This window comes from Streptomyces sp. NPDC015144, from assembly GCF_043079735.1.
GTDB lineage: Bacteria > Actinomycetota > Actinomycetes > Streptomycetales > Streptomycetaceae > Streptomyces.
On record NZ_JBIBUU010000014.1, the window covers coordinates 41,229 to 63,132 of the forward strand.

At 72.7% G+C, this 21,904-nt stretch carries 21 protein-coding genes; 14 read left to right on the top strand and 7 right to left on the bottom strand.

What is annotated here, in order from left to right:
* Positions 1 to 250: 250 nt before the first annotated feature.
* The 3 genes from ACF08W_RS23130 to ACF08W_RS23140 are packed head-to-tail and all read left to right on the top strand — an operon-like array spanning position 251 to position 2,158.
* Positions 251 to 1,564: an FAD-dependent oxidoreductase gene (locus tag ACF08W_RS23130; protein ID WP_392280480.1), complete on the top strand. Its 1,314-nt coding sequence runs from the start codon at positions 251 to 253 to the stop codon at positions 1,562 to 1,564.
* A 32-nt stretch (positions 1,565 to 1,596) separates the two neighbouring features.
* Positions 1,597 to 2,031 (top strand): ester cyclase, encoded by a 435-nt coding sequence (locus tag ACF08W_RS23135; RefSeq protein WP_392280392.1) that lies wholly within the window; start codon positions 1,597 to 1,599, stop codon positions 2,029 to 2,031.
* 13 nt (positions 2,032 to 2,044) lie between these two features.
* Complete coding sequence (locus ACF08W_RS23140) at positions 2,045 to 2,158, top strand: DUF397 domain-containing protein (protein WP_392280481.1); 114 nt, start codon at positions 2,045 to 2,047, stop codon at positions 2,156 to 2,158.
* A gap of 76 nt (positions 2,159 to 2,234) precedes the next feature.
* Here ACF08W_RS23140 and ACF08W_RS23145 read toward each other — a convergent pair whose 3' ends face one another.
* Both ACF08W_RS23145 and ACF08W_RS23150 read right to left on the bottom strand, forming a co-directional pair.
* Positions 2,235 to 4,130 carry a right-handed parallel beta-helix repeat-containing protein gene (locus tag ACF08W_RS23145; RefSeq protein ID WP_392280393.1) on the bottom strand — a complete coding sequence of 632 codons (1,896 nt, stop codon included), beginning with the start codon at positions 4,128 to 4,130 and terminating at the stop codon, positions 2,235 to 2,237.
* Between the two features lie 248 nt (positions 4,131 to 4,378).
* Positions 4,379 to 5,044: a class I SAM-dependent methyltransferase gene (locus tag ACF08W_RS23150; protein ID WP_392280394.1), complete on the bottom strand. Its 666-nt coding sequence runs from the start codon at positions 5,042 to 5,044 to the stop codon at positions 4,379 to 4,381.
* Positions 5,045 to 5,124: 80 nt separating this feature from the next.
* On the opposite strand from ACF08W_RS23150, the gene ACF08W_RS23155 reads away from it, so the two are divergent.
* From ACF08W_RS23155 to ACF08W_RS23180, 6 genes are all read left to right on the top strand, one after another.
* Complete coding sequence (locus ACF08W_RS23155; RefSeq protein WP_392280395.1) at positions 5,125 to 5,430, top strand: hypothetical protein; 306 nt, start codon at positions 5,125 to 5,127, stop codon at positions 5,428 to 5,430.
* Positions 5,431 to 5,536: 106 nt separating this feature from the next.
* A complete protein-coding gene (locus tag ACF08W_RS23160) occupies positions 5,537 to 5,854 on the top strand; it encodes a DUF4333 domain-containing protein (protein WP_352275883.1) in 318 nt (105 codons plus the stop codon).
* 98 nt (positions 5,855 to 5,952) lie between these two features.
* The gene (locus tag ACF08W_RS23165; RefSeq protein ID WP_392280396.1) at positions 5,953 to 6,483 is read left to right on the top strand and encodes a GNAT family N-acetyltransferase; all 531 of its coding nucleotides are present in this window, start codon (positions 5,953 to 5,955) and stop codon (positions 6,481 to 6,483) included.
* 270 nt (positions 6,484 to 6,753) lie between these two features.
* A complete protein-coding gene (locus tag ACF08W_RS23170) occupies positions 6,754 to 7,494 on the top strand; it encodes an enoyl-CoA hydratase family protein (RefSeq protein ID WP_392280397.1) in 741 nt (246 codons plus the stop codon).
* The gene (locus tag ACF08W_RS23175) at positions 7,482 to 8,138 is read left to right on the top strand and encodes a TetR/AcrR family transcriptional regulator (RefSeq protein WP_392280398.1); all 657 of its coding nucleotides are present in this window, start codon (positions 7,482 to 7,484) and stop codon (positions 8,136 to 8,138) included. Before ACF08W_RS23170 ends, ACF08W_RS23175 begins: the two co-directional genes overlap by 13 nt.
* 85 nt (positions 8,139 to 8,223) lie before the next feature.
* Positions 8,224 to 9,801, top strand: a complete 1,578-nt coding sequence (locus tag ACF08W_RS23180) for an alpha/beta hydrolase (RefSeq protein ID WP_392280399.1) — start codon at positions 8,224 to 8,226, stop codon at positions 9,799 to 9,801.
* A gap of 92 nt (positions 9,802 to 9,893) precedes the next feature.
* Here the strand turns inward: ACF08W_RS23180 and ACF08W_RS23185 are convergent, their stop codons facing one another.
* Positions 9,894 to 11,003, bottom strand: a complete 1,110-nt coding sequence (locus ACF08W_RS23185) for a citrate synthase 2 (RefSeq protein WP_352275890.1) — start codon at positions 11,001 to 11,003, stop codon at positions 9,894 to 9,896.
* A 232-nt stretch (positions 11,004 to 11,235) separates the two neighbouring features.
* On the opposite strand from ACF08W_RS23185, the gene pdxH reads away from it, so the two are divergent.
* Positions 11,236 to 11,862 carry a pyridoxamine 5'-phosphate oxidase gene (gene pdxH / locus ACF08W_RS23190; protein ID WP_385208642.1) on the top strand — a complete coding sequence of 209 codons (627 nt, stop codon included), beginning with the start codon at positions 11,236 to 11,238 and terminating at the stop codon, positions 11,860 to 11,862.
* 377 nt (positions 11,863 to 12,239) lie between these two features.
* Positions 12,240 to 13,595 carry a PAS domain-containing protein gene (locus ACF08W_RS23195; protein ID WP_385207781.1) on the top strand — a complete coding sequence of 452 codons (1,356 nt, stop codon included), beginning with the start codon at positions 12,240 to 12,242 and terminating at the stop codon, positions 13,593 to 13,595.
* A gap of 18 nt (positions 13,596 to 13,613) precedes the next feature.
* Here ACF08W_RS23195 and ACF08W_RS23200 read toward each other — a convergent pair whose 3' ends face one another.
* Entirely contained in the window at positions 13,614 to 14,369 is a 756-nt protein-coding gene (locus tag ACF08W_RS23200) for an SIS domain-containing protein (RefSeq protein ID WP_385207784.1), read from the bottom strand.
* 218 nt (positions 14,370 to 14,587) lie between these two features.
* On the opposite strand from ACF08W_RS23200, the gene ACF08W_RS23205 reads away from it, so the two are divergent.
* Both ACF08W_RS23205 and ACF08W_RS23210 read left to right on the top strand, forming a co-directional pair.
* A complete protein-coding gene (locus ACF08W_RS23205; RefSeq protein ID WP_352275894.1) occupies positions 14,588 to 15,280 on the top strand; it encodes a metal-dependent transcriptional regulator in 693 nt (230 codons plus the stop codon).
* A gap of 641 nt (positions 15,281 to 15,921) precedes the next feature.
* On the top strand, positions 15,922 to 16,815 hold the full coding sequence (locus ACF08W_RS23210) for an alpha/beta hydrolase (RefSeq protein WP_352275896.1): 894 nt from the start codon (positions 15,922 to 15,924) through the stop codon (positions 16,813 to 16,815).
* Positions 16,816 to 16,847: 32 nt separating this feature from the next.
* Here the strand turns inward: ACF08W_RS23210 and ACF08W_RS23215 are convergent, their stop codons facing one another.
* The 3 genes from ACF08W_RS23215 to ACF08W_RS23225 form a co-directional block, all read right to left on the bottom strand.
* A complete protein-coding gene (locus ACF08W_RS23215) occupies positions 16,848 to 18,512 on the bottom strand; it encodes a transporter (RefSeq protein ID WP_392280400.1) in 1,665 nt (554 codons plus the stop codon).
* A complete protein-coding gene (locus ACF08W_RS23220) occupies positions 18,509 to 19,351 on the bottom strand; it encodes an ABC transporter ATP-binding protein (RefSeq protein ID WP_352275898.1) in 843 nt (280 codons plus the stop codon). Before ACF08W_RS23220 ends, ACF08W_RS23215 begins: the two co-directional genes overlap by 4 nt.
* Before the next feature lie 64 nt (positions 19,352 to 19,415).
* Entirely contained in the window at positions 19,416 to 20,090 is a 675-nt protein-coding gene (locus ACF08W_RS23225; protein ID WP_352275899.1) for a bifunctional DNA primase/polymerase, read from the bottom strand.
* Between the two features lie 380 nt (positions 20,091 to 20,470).
* Here ACF08W_RS23225 and ACF08W_RS23230 point away from each other — a divergent pair, with 380 nt between their 5' ends.
* Positions 20,471 to 21,853: a transcriptional regulator gene (locus tag ACF08W_RS23230; protein WP_352275900.1), complete on the top strand. Its 1,383-nt coding sequence runs from the start codon at positions 20,471 to 20,473 to the stop codon at positions 21,851 to 21,853.
* The last annotated feature ends 51 nt before the right edge of the window (positions 21,854 to 21,904 follow it).

Here is a 21,904-nt window from a genome sequence, read left to right on the forward strand (position 1 = left end):
ACACTCGGGCGTGCACGGCAACTGCTGCTGATGGAAGCCGGGTTGGCCGATATCTGCGGGGGAGCCGTTGGTGTGTCCGCGTGACCACGGTGCCGCTCGGTCGTTGGACCGCGTGGACTGTGGTCCTCGATATGGGGCCGATGCCGCGCCGCCGACGTGAGGCCCACGGCTGTGCGGCCCGGCCCTGTCGCCACGGGAGGCACAGGTGGAATCAGCTCGAAGCAGCCGAGGCGCGGGAGCGGGCCACGCCGTGGTCGTCGGCGCGGGCGTCGGCGGGCTCTGCGCGGTCCGCGCGCTCAGCGAGTCCTTCACACACGTCACCCTCGTCGAACGGGACACCGTGACAACGAACGGAACCCCCAGGCGGGGGGTGCCGCAGGGAGCGCACGTGCATTCCCTGACGTCCCGCGGCGCCACGGTCCTGGAGGAGTTCTTTCCCGGCTTCATCGACGAGCTCTCCGCGGAGGGAGCCACCGTCGCAGAGGCCCTCGGTGAACTCGACATCGTCTTCTTCGGCTCCCGGCTGCGGCGGGTGCCCCTGGACAGGGTGGTCCAGGTAAGCCGGCCGTTCCTGGAGGACAGGCTGCGCGACAAGGTCCGCGCCCTGCCCAACATCACCTTCCGGCACGGAATGGAGGCGGTCGGGCCGGTCGCCGGGGACGGCACCCGCGTCACGGGCGTGCTGCTGTCCCGTCCTGGCATGCCGGAGTCCGGCGAGGTACTCGACGCAGACCTGGTCGTGGATGCCATGGGCCGGGCGGGACGCGGTGCGACCTGGCTCAAGGCCCTGGGTTACGAGAAGCCCTCCGAAACGCGCCTGGGCGTCGACGTCGGCTACGCCAGCCGCCGCTTCCGCGTCGCCGCGGACGCGGTCCGCACGGACAAGGGCGTGCTGATCGGTGCGACACCCGCCCGCCCGCGGGGCTTGGTCCTCACCCGGCAGGAGAACGACCTCTGGGTGCTGTCCCAGTACGGGTTCGGCAGACGGAACCACCCGCCCGCCACCCATGAGGAGTTCCTCCCTTACGCCCAGGAGCTGCTGCCGGTCGGCGCCTGGGAGACCCTTCAGGACGCCGAGCCGGTCACGGACGTCACCGCTTTCACGTACCCGGCGTCCGTAAGGCGCGACTTCCACCGGCTCCGCGAACTTCCCGACGGGCTCCTCTCCACCGGCGACGCGTTGTGCAGCCTCAACCCGATCTACGGTGCGGGTATGACGGTCGCTGCTCTGGAGGCCGTCGCGCTCCGGGCCTGTCTGGCGGACGGCACGCGGGACCTGCCACGACGTTTCTACAAGGCGGCCGCCCGGGCCTCGTACCTGCCCTGGTTGTTCTCCACCATGGCCGATAGGGCGCTGCCCTTCGTGCCCGGTACCCGCCCGGTCGTAGCCCGTGCTCTGGCCGCTTCCTTCCGGGCCACCATGCGGGCCGCCTCAGCCGACGCCCACGTCGCCGCCGCCGTCTGGAACGCCGTCAGCCTGACCGGTTCCCCATCGGCCCTGGCCCGGCCACGCGTTCTGGCCTCGGTACTGCGGGAGTGGTCACCACGGACCGGCAGCAGGTAACCGCGGACGCCGAACTGAAAGGAACGACCACCGTGCACTTCGACGAGAGCGAACGCAGGGACTTCGTGGACCGCTGGGTGGAAGTGTGGAACACGTCTGCAGGCACGAGGGACTCCCTCGCGTTCTACACGGAGGATGCCGAGCTCGTGGACAGGGCGAGCAACCTCACCTACCGCGGCCACGAAGAGCTGTACGCGTACTTCCGCTACACCGAGGAGATCCTCTGCGACTTCCACGTGTCCAGCCAGCAGGTGCTGGTCGCACCCTCGCACGCGGTGGTCCATCTGCGGTTCGAGGCCACCATCAAGAAGCCCTTCCTGTGCCTCCCGACAACCAGCAGGGGCAAGAGGATCTCCCTCTACATGATGAGCCTGCTCGAATTCGCGGAGGACGGCCGGATCGCGCGCGGCACCGACGTGTACGACCGGGCGTCGGCACTTCGGCAACTCGGCGTACTGCCTGGCTGAACCGATACCGCCCCTGGATGGCGCAGTCGCCGTACGGGACAGCAAGCAGCAGGCGGGGCCGGTCCTGACCTGCGCGTCCGAGGGGTGGCGGACCTTCATCGGGAGCGTGGCCGAAGGCGGGCTGTAGGACCTGCCCCGGGTGCCGGGCCTGTCCGGGCCGTACGGGGGACCGTGCGGCCCGGGGCCCGGGTGGCGGGCTCGCGTCAGACGCGGTTCTGGCCGGGGACCGTGGTGGAGCCGGTCCAGTCGAGGGCGGCGCCGGAATCGGTGACGGCCAGGGCGGTCGCGGGTGTCCAGGCGTTCCCGCTCAGGTCGTTGCCCGCGATGAGGGCGCCGGTCGCGGTGGTCGTGGTGGTGATTCCGCTCGCCGTCGTGCCGTCGCCTCTGCGGACCTTGTTGTGGGTGACGGTGCAGCGGACCGCGCCGTCCGAGAGCCGGATGCCGGCCGAGGCCGCGCCCACGATCTGGTTGCCGGTGATCAGGGCGTCGCCCAGGGTGCCCACGAAGATCCCGTGGTTGGTCGCCGTGGTGTCGACGCTGTTGCCGCCGACCGTGGCCCCGGTGTGGTTCGAGATGTTGATGCCGTTCGACCCGGTGGACCGGACGGTGTTGTTCGCGACGGTCGCCCCGCTTCCGGCCTGGACGAGGATGCCGGTGCCGCCGGCCGTGTCGACGCTGTTGCCGGTGATGCTCGGGGACGTGCAGGAGGAGACGCGGATGCCGGTGCCGCCCGAGCCCCGTACGACGTTGTCCGCGATCTTGACGCCGGAGACCTGCGCGGTCGGATAGCCGAGGACGGTGATCCCGGCGTCGGCGGCCGGGGCGTCGATGGTGTTGCCGGTAATGACCAGGGAGTGCGGGGTGAGCGAGAAACCGGCGCCGACCGGATTCGGGTGCGTCAGCCGGATACCGGCCGCGCCCGTACCGCTGATCACGTTGTTCGCGATGACCGCGCGCCGCCAGCCGTACCCGTGGATTCCCTCGGCGGCCGTGCCCTCGATCCGGTTGCCGGTGATCTGGATCCCGTCGAAGTACCGGTCGGGGGCGGCGGCGTGCGAGCCGACCGCGCGGCCGAACGGGCCGAGCCGATCGGACGGGCCGAAGAAGCAGCCGGACACGACGATGTTGTTCGCCGTGGTGTCGTCGAAGTCGCCGATCGAGCTGGACCCGGCCTTGGCGATGTCGATCTGGATCGCTTCGGACGTGCCCCGGTTCTTCTCGTCCGTCGTGTCCCTGAAGCCGAGGAAGCGGCAGCCGACCGCCCGGCCGCCGTCGACGGAGTTGAACTCCAGCGCGTGCGCCGCGCTGACGTCGGTCACCGTCACGTCCCGCACGGTGATGTCCCGGGCGTGGATGAAGTTCATGACGTCGGTCAGCGCGGTGACGGTGCCGGACGTGCCATCGGCCGCGTTGCCGTCCCAGGTGCCGCCCAGGACGTTGATGTGGGAGTGCCCGCCGTAGCCCGCGAACGTCTCGTCGGGCAGGAAGTTGCGCAGGATGCCGGAGTTCCCGATCGCGCGGAGCGTCGCCCCGTAGGCGTAGATCGTGGTGTTGTCGAAGACGACCAGGAAGGTGCCGACGCCGTACGTGCGCCCGGCGGGGACGATGACGGTGCCGCCCCCGGCGCTGTGTGCGGCGTCGAGGGCGGCCTGGATCGGCAGCCGGTCGTCCGCGACGCCGTCGCCGACCGCCCCCTGGACCACGAACAGCCGGGCGGCGTCGGAGTCGACCGGCCCGGGAAAGAGGTCCGGCCGCGTTACGGGGGCGCCCGGATACGGCACGGCGGACTGCGCCGGTACGCCCGCCGCCAGCTCCCGGCCGTCCTGGCGCCAACGCACCGGGTTCCCGGCCGCGTCCGTGTACTCGTACTCGATCGCGGGGACCGCGCAGGCGAACGGGGGGATCGTCCCCGGCGAGGCATGACCGGCCGGGTTGCTGCGGAGTTGGCCGAGCGGGGTGACCCCGTCCGTCTGGTAGAGCACGGTGACGAGTTCACCTGTGTCGGCGATACGGACGAGCAGCGGATGATCGGGGACGACGTCGCCCGTTCGGGTGGTGAGGACGTCGGTGGGGGCGCCGCCGAAGGTGTACAGGGACATGAGGGACCTCCAGGATCGGGCGGGCGGGGGCAGGCGTTGGCGGCCCGCGGGGGCCGGTGTCGTCCTGCGGATACCACATACCCGGGGGCGCCCCGGGCCGCTCGTGCCGATCCGGCCGGTTTCTCCGCTGCGGGAACGGTCGGCGGGGAGGGCTACGACCCGGAGGCGCGGACGGCAAGAACCCGGACGCCTGACCTGACCGCCTGACCGCCTGACCTCGGCTCCGTCGGCGCGCCCGGCCGGTCTCCTCAGGCCCGCTCGGTCTTGCGGGCGAGGAGCGTGGCGTAGCTCCGTTCGGCTCCCTCGGCGGGCTCCTCCACCAGGCGTGCGGTGAGGGTGAGCCCGGCCTGTTGGAGCAGCTCGGCGAGCCGGTCGGGCGGCAGCAGATGGGACTCGTACGAGACCGGGCGGCCGCCGTACGCCTGTGTGGGGCGCAGGTGCTGGCCGTGCCCCACGTGCCCGGCGAGCATCAGCCGGCCGCCGGGCGCCAGGACACGTTGGAACTCTCCGAACACCAGCGGCAGCAGCTCCGGCGGTGTGTGGTGGGTGGAGTAGTAGGCGAGAACGCCTCCGAGGACGGCGTCCCGGACCGGGAGCGCCGTCATCGAGCCGACGCAGAAGCCCAGGTCGGGGAAGGCGTCACGGGCCAGCCCGACCATGGCGGGCGACAGGTCCACGCCGAACATCGGCACCCCTCGCGCCGCGAGGTGGGCGGTGACCTTCCCCGGCCCGCACCCCAGATCGGCCACCGGTCCGATCCCGTCCGCCCGTACCGTCTCCGCGAAGACGTCCAGCATCCCGCGCGACAACGGGTCCAGTTCCGCCGGAGACTTGACACGTTCGACGTAGGCGGTGGCGACGGTGTCGTACGACTCCCGGACGGCGGCGAGGTGGGAACGGGAGAGGTTGGTCACGCGGGCGTCTCCAAACGATCGCTTCGGTGTCGGCGGGCGAGCCGGCCGCCGGGAAGTGACCGACGGAGCCGCCGTACTGCGTGACGGTCGTGAGTGCCTCGACCTCCAGCACGGTCGCGGTCGTCACGAAGGCCAGCCGTACCCCCGACGACAACGAGGCGATCCGCTCGACCAATTCGCCCGGGAACTACGCCCGTTCCGTCGTGGGCAACCGCCGGGGCAACACTCCGGCCCCGGTTCGCTCCACGTCCAGCGTGCTGCGGAACCTCACTGGACCGCTGATGAGCGGGGGTCTCGTGTACTCCGCCGGTCATGTCCGCTCTTCTCGCCGCCGCATCGACGACCAGCCGGACGCCGCCGTCCCGTGCAGCGTACTCATGGGCTGAAGCGCCCAGTGGCGCGGTGTGGTCGAACACCACATGTAGTAACGGTAGTTGGCGCCTGCGAAGACTGCTCTTGCCGCGGCTTCGACAGGAGCGGTAGGAAACCGTTGTGACTGAACAAGGGAAATTCTTCCGTGCCCTCGTAGGGCTCTCGGCCGTGGTCGTCGCCGTCTGCGCGATCTTCGTGACCGTCAAGGTGGTGGGTAGTGAGCCGCAGCGCCTGTTGGATCAGGAAGCGGTGGAGCGGCAGGCGTCAGCGACCGTGCGCTCCGGGAAGATGTCCCGGGACGGCGTGTTCTGCCCGGCGGCGATAGAAGCGAGGAAGGGCAACACATTCGAGTGCGACGTCTATGTGGCGCCCGGTGAGTCCCAGAGCGTCGAGGCCGAGGTCGTCGATGACCAGGGCAAGATCAGAATGTCCTCCTGATCGTTTCGGAACGCGGCCGGGTCGGGGCCGGAGAGGGATGCGAGTCGGGCGCGGGGGCACCGGGGCCACCGGGGACCGCATGTGCCTACTCTTCCGTCATGGACGACAACGCGCACGGCATACGGATCAGACCGGGCGGCCCGGCCGACGCACCCGCCATCCTCGCCATGCTCGACTCGGCGGTGGCCTGGATGAACGCCCGTGGAAACACCGAGCAGTGGGGCACGACGCCGTACTCCCGGATACCCGGCGGGGTGGCTCGGATCGACCAGTACACGACCGAGATGTCGCCGTTCGTCGCGGAGTTGGACGGAACGCCGGTCGGAGCCCTGGTGCTGGACATCGGCCCCAGCCCGAAGATGCCGATACCGCCGGCCGACGAACCTGAGCTGTACATCAGGCTGTTGGTCTCGGACCGGGAGCACGCCGGCCTGGGCATCGGGGCGGCGCTGCTGGCCCGGGCCGTGGTGGAGACCCGGCGGGCCGGTGTGGGACTGCTCCGGGTGGACTGCTGGGCGGGCGGCGGCGGCGAACTGGTCGCCTACTACGAGCGCAACGGCTTCACCCCCACCGACCGCTTCCTGTCCGGGACCTGGCCGGGGCAGGTGCTGGCCCGGAGGGCGGGCTGACGGCTGTCGGCGGATCGGCCTGCGGGGACCCGGACGGACGAGCGGATGGAACGCCGTACGACCGGCCCGCCGTGTGACCGCCCGCCGTACCACCGGCCCGCCGCATGACCGTCCGACGGGCCCGCCGCGTGACCACTCTCCGTACGGCCGCCCCGGCACACGACGGGGAGCAAATCATGCAAGCGTGCTTGATTGTTCTCGGTCCCGCTGCCACCCTCGACGCGACGGCCCCGCAGGAGGCGGGGCGGGTCCACAGGAGGAGAGTGACCGATGAGCCGGCTCGCCGCGCCCGTCCATGACCGGGGCATCACCACCCTCGCCCTCGACGCGCCCGCCCACCGCAACGCGCTCTCCGCGGAACTCGTCGACGAGCTCACCGCCGCCCTCGACACCTGCGCGGCGGACGAAACCGTACGGGCCGTCGTCCTCACCCACACCGGCAACACCTTCTGCGCGGGCGCCGACCTCACCGCCCCGCCCGAACCGTCGGCCCTCGTCGCCCTGATGCGGCGGATTGTGGCCCTGCCCAAGCCCGTCGTCGCCCGGGTCACCGGCCACGTCCGGGCGGGCGGGCTCGGCCTGCTCGCCGCCTGCGACATCTCCGCCGCCGGGGACGGCGCCTCCTTCGCCCTCACCGAGTCCCGGCTCGGGCTCGCCCCCGCCGTGATCTCCCTGCCGTTGCTGCCCCGCACCGATCCGCGCGCCCTCGCCCGCTACTACCTCACCGGCGAGCGCTTCGACGCCGCCGAGGCCGCCCGGATCGGCCTGGTCACCCTCGCCGCCGACGACGACGTGGACCAGGCGCTCGTCCCCGTACTGGACGGGCTGCGCCGGGCCTCCCCGCAGGGGCTGGCGGCGTCGAAGGAGCTGGTCACGGCTACTGTGCTGGAGAGTTTCGACCAGCACGCCGAAGACCTCATCGCCCGCTCGGCGGCCCTCTTCGCCTCCGCCGAGGCCCGGGAGGGGATGACGGCCTTCCTCGAACGACGGGAGCCCGCATGGGTGCTGTGACACCCCCCAACGGACGCGCCCCCCACGGCCGCGCCACCCACGACCGCGTCCCCGCCGACCGCAGCCCCAAGCAGGACCGCAGCCCCAAGCAGGACCGCAGCCGGGCCACCCGCAAGCGCCTCCTCGAAGCCGCCGTCGCCTGCCTCGCCGAACACGGCTGGGCCGGCTCCACGGTCTCCGTCGTCGCCGAACGCGCCGGAGTCTCGCGCGGCGCGGCCCAGCACCACTTCCCGACCCGCGAGGACCTGTTCACCGCGGCCGTCGAGTACGTCGCCGAGGAACGCTCCGCCGCCCTGCGCGCCCTGCCCGTCCAGGGCCGCACCGAGGTCGTCGCCGCACTCGTCGACCTGTACACCGGACCGCTCTTCCGCGCCGCGCTCCAGCTCTGGGTCGCCGCCTCCAACGAACCGCAGCTCCGCCCCCGCGTCACCGAACTCGAAGCCCGCGTCGGCCGCGAGACCCACCGCATCGCCGTCGAACTCCTCGCCGCCGACGAGGCGAAGCCCGGCGTACGCGAAACGGTCCAGGGCCTCCTGGACATGGCCCGCGGCCTCGGCCTCGCCAACGTCCTCACCGACGACACGGCCCGGCGGCGCGGCGTCGTCTCGCAGTGGGCGGCCCTCCTGGAACGCGAACTGGGCTGAGCAGCGACAAGTAGGGCTGGCACCACCCGGGTTGGGGTGCTGGCCGCAGTGATCACCGAGGTGCCGCGCGGCTAGCGTCGATCGCGTGAGACACGGACAGAGCAGAGCGAACAGACCACTCCTCACCCGCACCGCCGTCCTGGCCGCGGCCACGGCCCTGCTGGCCGCGGCCTCCGTACCGGCATCCGCGAACGCGGCCGCCGCCCCCGGGGCCACCGCCCCCGGCCTCGACCGCTACTACCACCAGCGCCTCGACTGGGGCGGCTGCGCCACCGGCCCCGACGACACCGTCGGCCACGACCTCGACGAGGCCGGGGTCCAGTGCGCGGACGCCACCGTCCCCCTCGACTACGCCGACCCCGGCGGCCGCACCCTCACCGTCGCCGTCTCCCGGCTCCGCGCCACCGACACCCGCCACCGCATCGGCGCCATCCTGCTCAACAACGGCGGCCCCGGCGGCACCGCCGTCGAGTCCCCGCCGCACGTCCGCGACATCATGAAGGGCGTCGGGGCGCGCTACGACATCATCGGCTTCGACCCCCGCTTCGTCGGCCGCAGCACCCCCCTGGACTGCTCCTGGTCCACCGGCATCTTCTTCCGCTCGGCCGGACCCGACCGGGCCGGCTTCGACCGCCAGGTCGCCTTCCAGAAGAGCCTCGCCGACAAGTGCCGCGCCACCAGCGCCGACGTCCTCCCGTACGTCACCACCCGCAACACCGCCCGCGACATGGACGTCATCCGGGGCGCCCTCGGCGAACGGAAGATCTCCTACCTCGGCTACTCGTACGGCAGTTACCTGGGCACCGTCTACAGCCAGATGTTCCCCGGCCGCTACGACCGGATGGTGCTCGACGGGGTGATCAACCCCGACGACTACGGCCCCCTGCTGCTGCGGGACGCGGTGCGGGAGAACGAACAGGCGCTCACCGCCTGGGCCGGCTGGGCCGCCGACCGCCACGACACCTACCGCCTCGGCCGCACCCGTGCGCGGGTCCTCGCCACCGTCGACCGCGTCGCGGAGGCCGCCGCCCGCAAGCCGCTGACCCTCGGCACCGGGGCCGACACCTTCCGGGTCGACGCCTCCCACGTACCGCTGCTGCTCTTCATGTCGCTCGCCGACGACCACGACGAGACCCGCGCCGTTCTCGGCGAGACCGTCTCCGCGCTCGCCGAGGCCGCGAAGGGCCGCTCGACCACCCTGTCGCCCGGGTTGACCGAGGCCCTCCGGTTCACCCTGACCGGGGCGGGCTCGCCGACCGGCAGCGTGCAGCTCGCGATCATCTGCGGCGACCGGGCCGCGCCCCGCGACCCCGAGAGCTACTGGCAGGACATCGAACGCGACCGCGCCGCCCACCCGCTCTTCGCCCCCATGACCGACAGCATCACGCCGTGCTCCTTCTGGGACCGGCCCGCCGAGCCGCCGACCCGGGTCGACAAGGACGCCCCCGCACTCCTCGTCGCCGCCACCGGCGACCCCCGCACCACCTACCGCGGCACGCTCGCCCTGCACGCCAAGCTCCCCGGCTCCCGCCTGGTCACCCTCCCCGGAGCCCTGCGCCACGCCCTCTACGGCGAGTACGGCAACGCCTGCGTCGACGCCCGCGTCAACAGCTACCTCGCCACCGGGAAACTGCCCGCCAAGGACCTGACCTGCGCCAAGTGACGGAGACGGAAAGGGGCGGGAGGCGCTCAGGCACCACCCGCCCCGCCGTCGGTCCGCCGTCGGTCCGTTGCCGGCCCGCAGCCGGTCCGCCGTCAGTTCCCCAGGTCCGCGAGCTGCTCGTACCCCGCGATCTCACGCGGGTCGCGCGGCCCCGGACCCATGTACCGCGCCGAGGGCCGCACCAGCCGCCCGGTCCGCTTCTGCTCCAGGATGTGCGCCGACCAGCCCGCCGTACGGGCACAGGTGAACATCGACGTGAACATGTGCGCCGGGACCTCCGCGAAGTCCAGCACGATCGCCGCCCAGAACTCCACGTTCGTCGCCAGCACCCGGTCCGGGCGCCGCGCGTGCAGCTCCTCCAGCGCGGCCTTCTCCAGCGCCCGCGCCACCTCGTAGCGCGGCGCCCCCAACTCCTCGGCGGTACGCCGCAGCACCCGCGCCCGGGGGTCCTCCGCCCGGTACACCCGGTGCCCGAAGCCCATCAGCCGCTCGCCCCGGTCCAGGGCCTGCTTCACGTACGCGGTGGCGTCGCCGGTCCGCTCGATCTCCTCGATCATGCCGAGCACCCGCGACGGCGCACCGCCGTGCAGAGGCCCCGACATCGCGCCCACCGCCCCCGACAGCGCGGCGGCCACGTCGGCACCGGTCGAGGCGATGACCCGGGCGGTGAACGTCGAGGCGTTCATCCCGTGCTCGGCGGCGGACGTCCAGTACGCGTCCACGGCCTTCACATGCCGGGGGTCCGGCTCCCCGCGCCACCGGATCATGAACCGCTCGACCACCGAACCGGCCTTGTCGATCTCGCTCTGCGGCACCATCGGCAGCCCCTGCCCGCGCGCCGACTGGGCCACGTACGACAGCGCCATCACGGCGGCCCGCGCCAGGTCGTCGCGGGCGGTCTCCGCGTCGATGTCGAGCAGCGGGCGCAGCCCCCACACCGGTGCGAGCATCGCCAGCGCGGACTGCACGTCCACCCGGATGTCCCCGGAGTGCACCGGGATCGGGAACGGCTCGGCAGGCGGCAGCCCCGGGTTGAACGCCCCGTCCACCAGCAGGCCCCAGACGTTCCCGAAGGACACATGGCCGACCAGATCCTCGATGTCGACGCCCCGGTAGCGGAGCGAACCGCCTTCCTTGTCCGGTTCGGCGATCTCCGTCTCGAACGCGACGACTCCCTCTAGACCCGGTACGAAGTCGGACATGGCGGCTCCCTCGGTCGGCGGCTCTGCGGAGGCCTCAACGGCCTGCCTCAAGATACTGGCGGGATTCCCCCGGGACGGGGAAGCGTGACGTCCGGCACAGGCGTGCGCGAAAGGTGCGCGGGGCACCCTCCTTGCCGGGCCGCGCGGACCACTGCGGCAGGATGACCCCGTGCCCACCGCAGACTCCTCCTCCTCAGACTCCTCCTCCGATTCCACCACCGATCCGGCCGTGATGCGCGAGCAGTACCGTTCCGAGGCCTTCACCGAGGACACGCTGGCCGACGACCCGATGCGGCAGTTCGCCCACTGGTTCCGGCAGGTCGCCGTCGGCGGTCTGCTCCACGAGCCCAACGCCATGGTGGTCTCCACCGCCACCCCGGACGGCCGCCCGTCCTCCCGCACCGTGCTGCTGAAGAAGTACGACCAGCGCGGCTTCGTCTTCTTCACCAACTACGAGTCCCGCAAGGGCCGCGAACTGACCGCCAACCCCTACGTCTCGCTGCTCTTCCCCTGGCACCCGATGGCCCGCCAGGTCGTCGTCACCGGCCGCGCCGACCGGACCGGCCGGGACGAGACCGTCGCCTACTTCCGCAGCCGCCCGCACGGCTCCCAGCTCGGCGCGTGGGCCAGCGCCCAGTCGACGGTGATCGGCTCCCGCGAGGAGCTGCTCGCCCGCTACGAGGAGCTGGCGGCCCGCTACCCGGAGGGCGAGCAGGTCCCCGCGCCCCCGCACTGGGGCGGTTTCCGCGTCGTCCCCGACACGATCGAGTTCTGGCAGGGCCACGAGAACCGCCTGCACGACCGGCTGCGGTACGTGCGCGAGGGCGAGCAGTGGCGCGTCGAGCGCCTCTGTCCGTGACCGCGACGCCGGAGAGGGCCGCACACGCAGAAACCCGCAGGCTCTGGTCCCTCCTCACGGAGGGGCCGGCCGGACTTACCGGCGAGCCTGCGGGTCGGTGACTGCTTGGGATTGGCCGACGGACCGGCCTGCACTGCAAAGAGCGCGACGACGGGCGTCAGCCCGCAGCCACCTCACGAGTCCGAGAAGAAATCACTTCTGGAACACCTCCTTTCTTCGCTGGTCCCAGCCTAGGAACCGCCCCCGCACCGCACAAGGGAATTAAATCCGGCGCGCGGCGGCAGCCGATTTCCGGGAAGTCGGTGTGGGCCGGGTCGCCTTCGAGTTCAATGGTCTGACGTGCGGAAATACCGAATGCGTCCTGCGGGGGGTACGGGGTGAACGCGTCCACGAGCAGTGGAACGACCGAGGCGCTCGGGCCCGACGAGCAGCCGGGGCCCGGGGCCGAACTGCTGGCGGCCCTGCTCGACGGGATGGACGCCGCGTTCTGCGCGTTCGACGCGAAGGGCACCATCACCCACTGGAACCGTGAGGCCGTCCGCATCCTGGGCTGGTCCGCCGAGGAGGCCGTGGGGCGGGCCGGTTTCGCCGGGTGGGCGGTGCGGCGGGCGGACGCCGGGGAGGTGCAGGCCCGGCTGATGGCGGCCATGGACGGGGCCGGGCGCCGCGTCCACGAGTTCGCGCTGCTGCGCAAGGACGGCGGGCGGGTGCTCGTGCGGACCCAGGCGGCCGGGGTCCGGGGCGCGGACGGCCGGCCGGCCGGGGTGTACTGCGCGTTCACCGAGGTGCACGCGCAGATCGGCCTGGAGCGGTCCATCGCGCTGAGCGAGGCCCTGTTCGAGGACGCGTCCTGGGGCGTGGTCGTCGTCGACGCGGACCTGCGCCCGGCGGTCGTCAACGCGTACGCGGCCCGCGCGCTGGGCGTCGGCCGTACGACGATGCTGGGGCGCCCGCTGGGCGAGCTGATCGTGCAGGGCGTCGAGGACCTGGAGGGCGCGTTGCAGCACGTGCTCGCCGAGGGCGCGCCACCGGCGCCCGCCGAGCAGTGGGTGACGCTGCGGACGCCGGAGGGGGAGCGGCGCCGGTGCTGGCGCAGCGGTTTCATGCGGCTGGCGTCGCCGCTGGCCGAGGAGCCGGTGCCGCTGGGGGTCGGCTGGGTGTTCCAGGACGTGACGGCGGAGCGGCTGGCGGCGGCGGAGGCGGACCGGACGCGGTTCCGGTCGAACCAGCTGCACCGGGCGTCGCGGGCGGCCTGCGAGTGCGAGGACCCGATGGAGGCGGCGACGTCGTATCTGGACTTCGCGCTCGCGGGCTTCGCCGACCACGCGCTGGTGGACCTGGTGTCGGGGGAGCGGCTGGTGCGGGTGGCGGCGACGCCGTCCGGGGAGCCGGGGCCGTGTCTGCCGGTGGCCGGTGGCGGTGTTCCGCTGCGGTACGCGCCGGGGCATCCGGCGCTCCAGGCGGTGGACCGTACGGGGTCGGTGCGGGCCAGCGCGGGGAGCGGGGCGGAGGCCGCGGCGTGGGCGGCGGACCGGCAGTGGCCCGCGGACGCGGTGCACGCGCTGTGCGCGGTGCTGCGGAGCCGGGGGCGCACGCTGGGCGTGGTGACCTTCCTGCGCTCCGCCCACCGCACCGCCTTCGAACGGCCCGACGCGGTGTACGCGGAGAGCGTGGCGGTGCGGGTGGCGGCGGCGGTCGACCTCCGGCAGGCGCTGGCGGCCCAGGGCCTCTGACCGCGACGGCCCGGCGGGCTACTGGCGGTAGAAGATCCGGTCGCGGTACTCCGTCATGACCCGGCCGTTCCACTCGTGGCCGCCGTCGACGTTCCCCGAGCGCAGCATCGGCGGCTCCACACCGCGCGCCACCAGCTGTTCGGCCGCGGCGGCCATCATGGCCTGCATCAGGGCGCTGGTGACCACGGTGGAGGCGGGGGCGAACGGGGCCTCGATCCCTTCGAGGGTCAGCTCCGCGTCGCCGATGGCGATCTTGCTGTCGAGCACGATGTCGCAGTGGTCGCGGAGGAAGCCGCCGGAGCTGTGCCGGGAGCGGGTGGTGTCGGCGTACGCCACCGAGGTCACGCCGATGACCTTGAGGCCGAGCGCCCGGGCGTTCACCGCCATCTCGATCGGCAGGGCGTTGCGCCCGGAGAGCGAGATGATGACGAGGACGTCGCCGGCCCGGGCGGGGCTGGAGTCCAGCACGGCACTGGCCAGCCCGTCGACCCGTTCCAGCGCGGAGCCGAGCGTCGCGGGCATCACGTCGACCCCGACCGTTCCCGGTACGGCCAGCAGGTTCATCAGGGCGAGGCCGCCCGCCCGGTAGACGACGTCCTGGGCGGCGAGCGAGGAGTGCCCGGCGCCGAAGGCGAAGAGCCGGCCGCCCGCGGCGACGGTGTCGGCGATCGCGGCACCGGCGGCGGCGATGTTGCCGGACTCCTCGTCGCGTACCCGTTCCAGCAGGCCGATCGCTGCGTCGAAGAACTGACCGGCCAGCTTGCTGTCGCTCATCGAGGAGGCCCTTTCCGGCGGTGGGGAGGGGGAGGAGACGTTCGGGGTGTCCGTGCCGCCGATCACGTTGCGGTCTGGACCAGTGACCTGTCAATACCGCCCGGGCGGCTCCACCGCACGGCGTTCGGCAGGGGAGGCACGGTTGTCGGTGGTATGCGTCAGAATTGGTGGCAGGGCCAGCACACGACTTCTTCCTGTCACAGCACCGAGGGGCACGAATGTCCGGACTGATCGACACCACGGAGATGTATCTCCGCACCATCCTCGAACTTGAGGAGGAAGGCGTGGTCCCCATGCGCGCCCGGATCGCGGAGCGGCTCGACCAGAGCGGCCCGACGGTCAGCCAGACGGTGGCGCGCATGGAGCGCGACGGGCTGGTGCAGGTCGCGGGCGACCGGCATCTGGAGCTGACGGACGAGGGGCGCCGCCTCGCGACGCGCGTGATGCGCAAGCACCGGCTCGCGGAGTGCCTGCTCGTCGACGTGATCGGCCTGGAGTGGGAGCAGGTCCACGCCGAGGCGTGCCGCTGGGAGCACGTGATGAGCGAGGCCGTGGAGCGGCGGGTGCTGGAGCTGCTGCGCCACCCGACGGAGTCGCCGTACGGGAATCCGATCCCGGGCCTGGAGGAGCTGGGCGAGAAGGCCGAGGCCGACCCGTTCCTCGACGAGGGCATGGTGAGCCTGTCGGAGCTGGACCCGGGCGCGGACGGCAAGACGGTGGTCGTGCGCCGGATCGGGGAGCCGATCCAGACGGACGCCCAGCTGATGTACACGCTGCGGCGGGCGGGCGTGCAGCCCGGTTCGGTGGTCAGCGTGACGGAGTCGGCCGGCGGGGTGCTGGTCGGCAGCAGTGGTGAGGCCGCCGAGCTGGGGCCCGACATCGCCTCGCACGTCTTCGTGGGCAAGCGCTGATCCCCGTCGGCGCGAGCTGATCCCCGCTCCGGTTCCCGGGGCCGCTCCCGCTCCGGTCCCCGGGCGGGAGGGACTGTCCCCGGCGGAACCGAGGGTGCCCTTACTGTCCCCTTTTCTTTTTCTCTGTCCCGAACCGCAGCGCTCCGACGGATTGCGTGCCAGGCTGTCGCTGAGGCATACCTGGGGGTGTCGGCCGCTGGGCCGCGCGGTCGGGAGGGGGCACAGGCGCATGCACCCGTCGCAGTCGCACGGGCGTGTCCGGCAGGTCCGGCGCGCGAACGGCGCGCGCGGCCGCAGCGTGCCGCCGCGAGCGGTCTCCCGTACAGCGAAGGGCCCCGGCGCCTTGCGGCGCCGGGGCCTGCCCTCCCCTGCTTCGACCTGGAGCCCCGAGCTCTCTAGGTCGTTCCCAGCGGGCCCTCATCCCCGAGTGGCCCGCCTCCCGCTGAAGATCTCCCCTCCGCCACCGGCATCAATCCCTCGAAGCCGTCACTCGAACGAGCGGTGTTGCGTGGCAGAACCCTATTTTCGAACGTGAGTTCGATACTCTGCGCGGTGTGTACGGCGCGTGCGGTGTGGCCGGGACCGTGGTGCGGCCCGGTGGTCGAACGGTGATCGAGGACCAGAAGGGGGTGCCAGGACATATGGTGCGACGCACCGACGTGACCGGGACCGGGGGCGTGCGCCTCGCGGCCTGGGAGTTCGCCGAGCCGCCCAAGGGGCGCGCGGAGGGCGACCGCGCCCCCGGCGTCCTCCTGCTCCACGGCCTGATGGGCCGGGCCGCGCACTGGGCCCCGACCGCCCGCTGGCTCGCCGAGCGGCACCGGGCCGTCGCGCTCGACCAGCGCGGCCACGGCCGCAGCGACAAGCCCGCCGACGGCCCGTACACCCGCGAGGTGTACGTCGCCGACGCCGAGGCCGCGATCGAACAGCTCGACCTCGCCCCCGTCACCCTCGTCGGGCATGCGATGGGGGCGCTGATCGCCTGGCAGCTCGCCGCGAAGCGGCCCGATCTCGTGCGGGCCCTGGTCGTCTGCGACATGCGGGCCTCCGCGCTGGGCGCCGCCTCGCAGCGCGAGTGGGACGACTGGTTCCGGACCTGGCCGGTGCCGTTCGCGACGCTCTCCGACGTACGGAAGTGGTTCGGCGAGGACGATCCCTGGGTGGAGCGGCCCAACCCGGCCCGGGGCGAGTACTTCGCCGAGGTGATGGCCGAGCGGGCCGACGGCTGGCGCCCGGTCTTCTCCCGCCGCCAGATGCTCCAGTCCCGCGCCACCTGGGTGTTCGACGCGCACTGGGAGGAGCTGGCGCAGGTCGACTGCCCGACCCTGGTGCTGCGCGGCCTCGACGGCGAGCTGGGCCGGGCCGAGGCCCAGGAGATGGTCCGCGTACTGCCGCGGGGGCAGTACGCGGAGGTGGCCGATGCCGGCCATCTCGTCCACTACGACCAGCCCGAGGGCTGGCGCGCGGCGGTCGAGCCCTTCCTGGAGCAGTTCGCCGAGGAGACCCCCGGCGACCGCGAGGCCGTTCCGACGTGACCGCTCCGGCGCGACCCGGCCCGGCCCGGCGGTCAGCCCTTGCTGACCGCCGCCAGGATCTCCGGGAGCCGGTCCGCCGTGCGCGGCGCCGCGATCCGCAGCCCCGCCCAGACGACCAGCGCCCCGTACACGATCCCTCCGGGCAGCAGCGTCCACAGCCACGGCTGGTGGTCCGCGACGTGCAGCCAGATCGTCACCCCGACCAGGGGCAGGCAGAGCAGCCCCGCCGAGAACATCCCGCCGAACATGGAGATCCAGGCGAGCCCGGCCTGCCCCGGCGCCACGTTCTTGAACGCCCCGTCCTGCGGGATCGAGTACGGGAAGAGCGCCGACGTCACCGCGCCCGTCGCCAGCATCCCGCCGAGGATGCCGACCGACAGCCCCAGCGCCGAGGGCAGCGTCCCCCAGTCACCGAGCACCGCCGCCGTCACCACCGTCACCACGACCGTGTAGGGCAGGGTGACCAGCAGCAGCGTCAGCGCCCGCGCCCGCAGCTCCAGATAGGCGTCCCGGGGGGAGGAGATCGTCAGCGACACCATCCAGAACGCGGAGGTGTCCTGGCCGAACTGGTTGTACATCTGGACGCCGATCATCCCGGCGGCGAAAGTGGCGAAGTAGACCGAGCCGTTGCCCTGGAGCGCGTTGAACAGCGGTACGAGCAGCCCGACCGCCAGCGCCGTGACCCAGGCGGACTTGGTCTTCGGATCGCGGACGATGTACCGCAGGCCGCGCTCCATCACCGGGCCCGTGCGCCCCGCGGGCAGCAGCCCGGAGAGCCGGGAGCCGTCCTTGCCGGTCTTCTCGCGGGCCGTACCGGCGGCGGCCAGGGTCGACCCGTCCGGCGCCGTCATCAGCTTCACCAGACTCCGCTGCCACAGCCACAACAGCGCCAGCAGCGCCGCCACCGACAGCAGCAGCTGCCCGGCGGCCTGCCCGTACGCGCCGCGCGACGCCGAGTCCACCGCCCCGATCGCGGAGGCGGGCGGCAGCCAGCGCACCACGTCCGCGACCGGGTCGAGCGTGGACAGCCCGCCCGCCTCGCTGAGCCGCTGCGCACCGAAGTTGACCACCTGGAAGCCCACCGCGATCACCAGCCCGCTGAGCACCGCCAGGTCACGGCCCTTGCGGGAGGTCAGCAGCCGGGTGTTGGCCGTGGCCACCGTACGGGCCAGCGCCACGCACAGCAGCAGCGCGAGCGGCGCGCAGACCACCGCGAAGGCGGCCCCGGCCGCCCCGTACGCCACCGCCGCCACCGAACCGGCCGTCAGGCAGAGCGTGAACAGCGGGCCGATCCCGACCAGCGAGGCGGTCAGCAGCGCCGCGACCAGCGGGCGCGGGCGCAGCGGCAGCATCACCAGCCGGCTCGGGTCCAGGGTCTCGTCACCGCTCGGGAAGAAGAGCGGCATCACGGCCCAGCCGACCGCCAGCACGCCCGTCAGCAGGACGGTGACGGCGGCGACATGGGCGTTGCCGCGCAGCGCGACCAGCCCGATCAGCTGGCCGACGGCGAACAGCAGGGCGAAGACGACGGAGGCGATGTACGCGGCCCGCCGCTTGACCGACTGCCGCAGCCCGTTGCGGAGCAGGGCCAGCTTCAGCCCGACGAAGACGCCGACGAGCCCCTCGCCGCTGGCCGCCGGCGCGGTCGCCCGGCCGGGAGCGGGGGCGGTTCCCGCCGGGGTGCCGAGGGCGCTCATCGCCTGCCGCCCAGCCAGTCCAGGGACTCGCCGGTGGCGCGGGTGCCGGCCCCGACGAGTTCGAGGAAGGCGTTCTGCAGCGAGGGCGCCCCGCCGCGGACCTGCTCCAGGGTGCCCTGGGCGCGGATCGTCCCGGCGGCCATGACGGCCACCCAGTCGCAGAGGGACTCGACGAGCTCCATCACATGGCTGGAGAAGACGACGGTCGCGCCGGAGCGGGTGTAGCGCTCCAGGACCTCGCGGATGGTCTGCGCCGAGACCGGGTCGACGCCCTCGAACGGCTCGTCGAGGAAGAGCACTTCGGGGTTGTGGAGCAGCGCGGCCGCGAGCCCGATCTTCTTCCGCATGCCGGTCGAGTAGTCGACCACCAGTTTGTGCTGGGCGCCCGCCAGACCGAGCACGTCCAGGAGCTGGGTGGCCCGCTTGTCCACCTCGGCGCCCGGCAGCCCGCGCAACCGGCCGTTGTACGCGAGGAGTTCCCGCCCGGAGAGCCGCTCGAAGAGGCGCAGCCCCTCGGGGAGCACGCCGATCCGGCGCTTGACCTCGACCGGGTCGCTCCATACGTCGTGCCCGGCGACCTCGACGCGCCCCTGGTCGGGCCGGAGGAGCCCGGTGACCATCGACAACGTGGTGGTCTTTCCGGCGCCGTTGGGCCCGACCAGGCCGATGAACCGGCCCGCGGGCAGCTCCAGGTCGATCCCCGCCACCGCGGTCTGCTCCCCGAACCGCTTCCACAGGCCCTGTACGCGGACGGCGGGAGGCGGAGTGGTCGGGCCGCCCGTGCCGTTCGCCGTCGTGCTGCCGGTCCCCGTCTGTTCGGGCCGTTCCCGGTCCGTCATGTCCTGCTGCCTTTCTTGTGGCCCCGTTTACCCCGTTTACGGGACCACCCTACGAAAGGCCGTTCTACCGGGGGCGGTCGCGTGCGTCGGCGGCCTCCCGGGCGCAGGCGTACGCGAGCGGACTCAGCAGCTCCTCCGCGTCCGGCAGCCAGCGGTTGGCGGCGGTCGGGCGGCGGACCCACTGGACCGTCCCGTAGCCGCCGATCCGGGTCGGCGGAGCCATGACGTACGTGCCGTCGCCGCGGGCGGTCAGGTCGATGGCCTCGGCCTGCCAGCCCAACTTCCGTACCAGGCCCGCCACCTTGGCGGCGGCGCCGGGCAGGACGAAGAAGTGGATCCGCCGGTCGGGGCTGTGGGTGACCGGGCCGAGCGGCAGACCCATCCGCTCCATCCGGGCCAGCGCCATGAAGCCCGCGGACTCGGGGACGTCGATCGTGTCGAAGGCGTGCCCGGTGGGCAGCAGGATCGACGCCTTCGGCTGCCGGCTCCACATCCGGCGGGCCGCGGCCCCGCTCCCGGTCGCCCGGCCCGCCCAGTCGGCCGCCGTGGGATGGCCGCCGGGGAACGCGCAGGCGGCGTCCCCGCAGGAGCACCGCTCGGCCCCCTCCACCGCCTCCAGCCACGTACCCGGGCACACGTCCCAGTGCCGTTCCTCCGCGTACCGCACCGCCGCGTCGAGCAGATGTCCCTCCCTCTGCCGGGGGACCTTCGCGGCTTCCCTGACGCCTGCTTCCGTCACTTCCGCTGCTTCCGCCGCCACTCCCGTGACGACGACGGACTCTTCGGTCCGGATGCGCTCTTCCACGCTGAGCACAACTACGGCCAATGACCGGGGTTACGGGGGTGAAAGGTGCGCTCACGGCGCTCGATTCCGCATCCGGGGCGCATGGGTGCATGGGCGGGGGCGCGCAGTAGGCAGGGCGGGGACGAGTGGGTAAGCACTTACGGGCAAACCGGCGGGCGGCCGTCGGGCGGATCCGGAACGGTCGGCCTCTGTCATATGCCGACAGGAATGGCATCAAAGACGACGCCCGTGATGAACACGATGATTCCGTGCATTTTCCGCGTATTCGCCGGGCAGTGATCGGCTCAATCATCACTGCGGCCTCAGGGGGAAACATGGCAGCCAGGCCTCTCGTAGCCCGCCAGCCGAACGAACGGCTCCAGGCACTCATTCAGGAAGCCGGATGCTCCAACGCCGGACTGGCCCGTCGGGTCAACATGGTCGGTGCGGAGCGCGGGCTCGACCTCCGGTACGACAAGACGTCCGTGGCCCGTTGGCTGCGGGGACAGCAACCACGTGGGAGGGCCCCGGGGATCATCGCGGAAGCACTCGGCCGCAAGCTCGGCCGTACGGTCACGATCGACGAGATCGGCATGGCCAACGGAAAGAACCTGGCGTCCGGCGTCGGCCTCCAGTTCGCCCCGACCGTGATCGGCGCGATCGAGCAGGTCTGCGAGCTGTGGCGGAGCGACGTGGGCCGGCGGGACTTCCTGTCCGGTTCGGCGGTCGCCTCCTCCGCGCTCGTCGAGCCCAGCCGCGACTGGCTGATCACCGGCGCGGACCCGCAGGTGGCCCGGTCCGCCGGGGCCCGGGTCGGGATGTCGGACGTGGCGGCGGTGCGGTCGATGACGGCCGCGCTGGTCGACCTCGACCACCGCTTCGGCAGCGGGCACGTACGGCCGGTCCTGGTGCACTACCTCAACAGCGTGGTGTCCGGGCTGCTCTCCGGGGCGTACCGGGAATCGGTCGGCCGTCAGTTGTTCGCGGCGGTCGCCCGACTCACCGAACTGGGCGGGTACATGGCGGTGGACACCGGCCAGCCGGGGCTCGCCCAGCGCTACTACATCCAGGCGCTGCGGCTCGCACAGGCCGCGGACGACCGGGCGTACGGCGGTTACGTGCTGGCCGCCTCGATGAGCCACCTCGCCGCCCAGCTCGGCAACCCCCGGGAGATCGCCCAACTCGCCCGCGCCGCGCAGGAGGGCGCGCGCGGACACGTCACACCGCGGGCGGAGGCGATGTTCTACGCGGCGGAGGCGCGCGGCCACGCGCTGCTCGGCGACGCCCGCACCTGCCAGGAGGTCACCGGCCACGCGCTGGCGTGCCTGGAGAAGGCCGAGCCGGAGACGGGCGACGACCCCGACTGGATCGCCCACTTCGACCACGCCTATCTCGCGGACGAACTGGCGCACTGCCACCGCGACCTGGGCCAGGCGGAGGCGGCCGCCCGCAGGGCCAAGGAGGCCCTGGCCGCTCTCCCGGAGTCCCGGGCCCGCCGCCGGGGAATCGGGCTGGTGCTGCTGGCCACGGCCCAGGTGCAGATGCGCGAGGTGGAGCAGGCGTGCCACACCGGTACGCAGGCGATGGAGCTGCTGGGCTCGGTGCGTTCCAGCCGGGGCGCGGAGTATCTCGACGATCTCCAGCAGCGGTTGCTGCCGTACGGGGACGAGTCCGCGGTCCGGGAGTTCGGCGCCCGCCTGGAGCTCCAGGCGGCGTAGGACGTGCCGGGGTCGGACACGGCCTGCCCGGAGGGCGGCCGGGGGGTGTCC

Bases quoted from the DNA above. Each gene is read 5' to 3' on its own strand.
- ACF08W_RS23145 (WP_392280393.1), bottom strand. From the start codon at position 4,130: ATGTCCCTGTACACCTTCGGCGGCGCCCCCACCGACGTCCTCACCACC.
- ACF08W_RS23165 (WP_392280396.1), top strand. From the start codon at position 5,953: ATGGACGACAACGCGCACGGCATACGGATCAGACCGGGCGGCCCGGCC.
- ACF08W_RS23170 (WP_392280397.1), top strand. From the start codon at position 6,754: ATGAGCCGGCTCGCCGCGCCCGTCCATGACCGGGGCATCACCACCCTC.
- ACF08W_RS23175 (WP_392280398.1), top strand. From the start codon at position 7,482: ATGGGTGCTGTGACACCCCCCAACGGACGCGCCCCCCACGGCCGCGCC.
- ACF08W_RS23185 (WP_352275890.1), bottom strand. From the start codon at position 11,003: ATGTCCGACTTCGTACCGGGTCTAGAGGGAGTCGTCGCGTTCGAGACG.
- pdxH (WP_385208642.1), top strand. From the start codon at position 11,236: ATGCGCGAGCAGTACCGTTCCGAGGCCTTCACCGAGGACACGCTGGCC.
- ACF08W_RS23200 (WP_385207784.1), bottom strand. From the start codon at position 14,369: ATGAGCGACAGCAAGCTGGCCGGTCAGTTCTTCGACGCAGCGATCGGC.
- ACF08W_RS23205 (WP_352275894.1), top strand. From the start codon at position 14,588: ATGTCCGGACTGATCGACACCACGGAGATGTATCTCCGCACCATCCTC.
- ACF08W_RS23210 (WP_352275896.1), top strand. From the start codon at position 15,922: ATGGTGCGACGCACCGACGTGACCGGGACCGGGGGCGTGCGCCTCGCG.
- ACF08W_RS23215 (WP_392280400.1), bottom strand. From the start codon at position 18,512: ATGAGCGCCCTCGGCACCCCGGCGGGAACCGCCCCCGCTCCCGGCCGG.
- ACF08W_RS23220 (WP_352275898.1), bottom strand. From the start codon at position 19,351: ATGACGGACCGGGAACGGCCCGAACAGACGGGGACCGGCAGCACGACG.
- ACF08W_RS23230 (WP_352275900.1), top strand. From the start codon at position 20,471: ATGGCAGCCAGGCCTCTCGTAGCCCGCCAGCCGAACGAACGGCTCCAG.